5 protein-coding genes are annotated in these 4,283 nt (G+C 38.2%); all 5 read left to right on the top strand.

Annotated features, from left to right (window positions below; genetic code table 11):
* Positions 1–66 precede the first annotated feature (66 nt).
* The gene (locus tag ACFFAP_RS36535; protein WP_375515787.1) at positions 67–312 is read left to right on the top strand and encodes a hypothetical protein; all 246 of its coding nucleotides are present in this window, start codon (positions 67–69) and stop codon (positions 310–312) included.
* 492 nt (positions 313–804) lie between these two features.
* Complete coding sequence (locus ACFFAP_RS36530) at positions 805–1,086, top strand: NHLP leader peptide family RiPP precursor (protein WP_375515786.1); 282 nt, start codon at positions 805–807, stop codon at positions 1,084–1,086.
* 537 nt (positions 1,087–1,623) lie between these two features.
* The gene (locus ACFFAP_RS36525; protein ID WP_375515785.1) at positions 1,624–2,694 is read left to right on the top strand and encodes a radical SAM protein; all 1,071 of its coding nucleotides are present in this window, start codon (positions 1,624–1,626) and stop codon (positions 2,692–2,694) included.
* A gap of 258 nt (positions 2,695–2,952) precedes the next feature.
* Positions 2,953–3,450 (top strand): hypothetical protein, encoded by a 498-nt coding sequence (locus tag ACFFAP_RS36520; RefSeq protein ID WP_375515784.1) that lies wholly within the window; start codon positions 2,953–2,955, stop codon positions 3,448–3,450.
* A 6-nt stretch (positions 3,451–3,456) separates the two neighbouring features.
* Positions 3,457–4,242 (top strand): NHLP bacteriocin system secretion protein, encoded by a 786-nt coding sequence (locus ACFFAP_RS36515; RefSeq protein ID WP_375515783.1) that lies wholly within the window; start codon positions 3,457–3,459, stop codon positions 4,240–4,242.
* Positions 4,243–4,283 lie beyond the last annotated feature (41 nt).

The following is a 4,283-nucleotide window of genomic DNA, read 5'->3' as shown; positions in this document are numbered from 1 at the left end:
AACAATGATTATCATTATTGTACTTGGTGATTTTATTCCTTGGAAGTCCCTTAAGAGTAAGTTGAATTGCTAAAGTTAGAGCAGGATATAGGATTTGCATCTTGTTTTTATCAAGCGATCGCTACTTTGCTTTCCAGTAGATTGCAAGGACTACACAGCCGCCTTGGTTATGGTAGGCGGGTTTATAGCAAAGATTTACCGTTAACTGAAAATATGGAATATGAGCATGAATTGAATTATAGCGTTTTAGATGGTGTGGCGATCGCAGGTAAAAGGTTTGATTGGATGTTGGAGAGGTTAAGAGTAAGTTGATTTGCTAAAGTTACAGCAGGATATAGGATTTGCGTCTCGTTTTTATCAAGTGTGATCGCTACTTTACTTTCCAGCAGATTGCAAGGACTACACAGCCGCCTTGGTTATGCTAGACGTGTTTTTAGCAAAGGTTTACCGTTAGCTGAAAGGAATATGAGGAAGAACTAAACACCAGTACTTTAGATCAAATCGGACTGGTAGGAAAAAGATTTGATTGGATGTTGGGACGCTTAAGAAATGTATATGTATAAACTTTAAGGCTATAATTTGCTTTAAAAATAGCTGTACCTCCTCTGAGCGTTGTTAAATACGACGTTCAATTTTACATTTAAATGTAAAACTCATAAACAAATTAAATTAAAAAAACTAAATCAATTAATAACTCTACTCCAAAAAAATGTGATCCGCCACCTAAAAATTGTGCATTGAGAATTAATTATTTAGCTCTTATTATTTATAAAGTTGATTTAAACAACAACGGAGGAATCAAAAATGAGTACAGCAATGACAAGACAAGAAATAAAAGAAAAACTTATTGCTCGTGCTTGGCAAGATGCATCTTTCAAGCAAAAGTTAATCAGCAACCCTCGAGCTGCTTTTGAAAAGGAAGGCATCGCTCTACCTGAGAGTATTGAAGTTAGGGTTGTTGAAGAAAGCCCCAGTACTTTGTACTTAGTGCTACCCGTTCAGCCAAGCGAAACAGCAGAATTGTCTGAGGCAGAACTAGAATCAGTTGCTGGAGGATCTCTAATTGAAAACGTTTGGAAGTGTTAGGCGCAATCTGGGCTAACATTTAAACCTTTTTAATAAGAGGGTCAACAAGACCAAATATTGTTTAACTCAGATTAGGCAAAAAGCCTTTAACAAGCCTTCAAAATGCTTATTAATCCGTAGGTTAACAAGTAGCAAAAGTTAAGACTTATAGAGGTTGCCAAGGCATTGCAAGTAGATGGACAAAATATTTACAGTTATTGCAAGCGAATCCATCCCAGGCGCAAGCGAATGGCTTCATTCCGCTTTGCTCCATTTGCAATAACATCGTGTAATCTATTTTGTCCAACTACTTTCTTAACTTCTTATTTAATAAAGAGTTTTAGATGAGGAGCCACAACTGTATAATTCAAAATAACACTAATTACACAGGTAAACTATTGATTACTAGAAAGCTTATCTATGGTTTTGTAATCATTATTTTTTTTAAGGATTTATTTAAAAAATGATTAATATATTTAAATCTGGATAATCAAATATTGCATTAAAAGTACAAAATTTCATTAAACAAAAAGTAAAATAATGTATTTCAAGGATTAAATGATGAACTTAACGACAACTACAACCAATTTTCTAGCTTCTCTTACTGAAGGTTTAAGTATTAACGAAATTGGCAAATTTTCCTCTGCAAATTTACAAAATATCAAGTTAAACAAAATAGGCATATCGAACCAGTTTTTTCATCTCATTATCCTACCTACAGAAAAATGTAACTTTCGTTGCACTTACTGTTATGAGGAATTTGCAGCAGGACGAATGAATAAAAAGACAATTATTGGAATCAAAGCCTTACTCGAAAGGCGATGTGCTGATTTAAAGTATCTAAATATTGACTGGTTTGGTGGTGAACCTCTTGTTGCCAAAGATGTTGTTTTGGAAATTTCTGAGTATGCAAAAGCGTTAGTTTACAGGTATCCTCAGTTAAATTATTGGGGTAGTATGACGACAAATGCATACTTGTTAGATTACAAGACAGTTACCGCTTTAGCAAATGCTGGAGTACAAGAGTATCAAATTTCTTTAGATGGGCCTCGTGAGGTACATGACAAAAGTAGAGTTCGTGCAGATGGTAGCAGCACTTATGACCGCATTTGGACTAATTTACTAGCAATCCGTGATAGCTCATTACCAGTTTCTATCTTGCTACGTATCCACTTTACCGTCGATACCTTTAAACTCCTCGACCCACTAATTGAGGATATCAGAAGAGAATTTCTTCCTGATTCGAGGTTTTCTATTGTCTTCAGACCAATTTCACATCTTGGCAGTCCTAATGACGCGTCAATTAAGATATTTTCAGGGGTAGAGAAAGAGGAAGCTGTCAAATCTCTACAAACTAAGTTGTTTGGCGAACATCTTGAATCACCACAAAATCTTTGTGAGCCAAATGATTACGTCTGTTATGCATCACGACCCAACTCCCTATTAATTCGCTCTAATGGTGATGTCGGCAAGTGTACGGTAGCTCTTTACGATGAGCGAAATAAGATTGCTACTTTACAGCCAGATGGCACACTTAAGTTAATCCCTGGTCGTCTTGCTCCTTGGGTACGTGGAATTGAAACCCTTGACTTTGATACACTAGGCTGTCCCCTTGTTGGTCTGCCGTAGAACAAAAAAGCTTGTTGCCAATTGACTAGGGATAAATATTGGTTGACTAAAAACTTCTTGCTTATGAGGTTTTTAAGAATTTCCAAAAAGGTGGTTTCTATACTGAGGTGGAGTTCAGTATGCCCTTTTTGCCAATCCTAACTCTTATCGCCAACTGGCTTCACTATGCACTGGAAATTTACCAACAAACTTGTTTAAAAGCTGTTGAAATTGCACTAGAGAATTTGAGTGGCTCTTCTAACCAAAGGAGGATAATTAATGAACTGTACACTAGATGATTACCTTAAAGTTGTTATTCCTTACCTTAGTTCTGAGTTAGTTTCCCTCGAAGGATTATCACACATTCGCTCTTTAACTAAAATCTTACCCCCCTTATCTCCTACCATACTTGAGTGCCGACTAGGGGTTGAGCAGTCTAGAGTGGATTTTGGAGTCGATTTGTTACCCACTACTCTAACTCTATCAAAATCATTTTTGATTCATCCTACATGGCAAGCCTTCCAGCAAATCTGTCGAGAGTGGACTGATTCACCATTGCTTTGGTACGCAACCGTCATTGATTTAGTCGCCTTATGCAATGAGCTTGATTTGCCAGATTCTAAGTTGGTGGAGCAGGAAGTTGCCAAGAAAGCGGCTACTTGGGAATATTTACCACGAAAATTTTATTATTTACTTTGCAATAGTGTCAACACTGAGGTGATACAGCAGTCAGACACATTCAACAATCCTAAGCCTGAGAAGGTATTGTCAACTTAACGAAAAATGTTAGATCAAAAGCACAGCCTATTCCGCAAAGAATCCCTAGAGCGTCTCTCTTCTCCTGAAAGACTAGACCAGTTAATGCAGGTGGTCAGCCCCAAAAGCTGGCTACCTCTTGTTGCCTTGGGTTCGATTGTGGGAGTAGCTGTTATCTGGAGTATTTATGGACGCATTCCTATCACCGTCGAGGGTCGAGGCGTACTGATTTACCCAAGCAATGTTGTGCCGTTGCAATCAAAAAGCGCAGGGCAATTAATGGTTCTCAATATCAAAGTTGGAGATGTGATTAAAAAAGGACAAGTATTAGCAACCATTGACCAAGCTGAACTCCGCAAACAATTGCAACAGCAACGAGCTAAACTGACTGAACTAGAATCACAAGATAAAGCGGTTGGTTCACTGCAAGGATTGCGGCTGGAACAGGAACTGCGATCGCAACAACAACAACGTTATTATCTCCAACAACGTATACTAGAACTGCAAGCTATAACACCTCTGCTGAAAACCAAAGGCAATACCTCTATTGGACAGCAACGCCAAGGCTTGCAAGAACGTTTACGGCAAGCCCAAGCGTTGACTGCCGTTTTCTTGCAGAGAATGGAAATTCGCAAGCAGCTATTCAAAAAAGAAGGAGCGATTTCCGGTGACGAAGCTCTCAAGGCAGAACAGGAATACCTAGAGAATTTGGAAAAAATTGCAGACATCCAAAATCAGTTGAAAGAACTGGATGTCAAGGAGACGGAAACAGAAAAAGACTATCGTCAAAACCTCAGCACCGAATGGCACTAAGAAAAGCTATAAACCGTGCTGCATAAGCATTACAAGTATTA

It is taken from the genome of uncultured Nostoc sp. (assembly GCF_964245575.1).
Classification (GTDB): Bacteria; Cyanobacteriota; Cyanobacteriia; order Cyanobacteriales; family Nostocaceae; genus Nostoc.
Note: the sequence above shows the minus strand (reverse complement) of the source record. Positions and strands in the feature narration are given on the sequence as shown.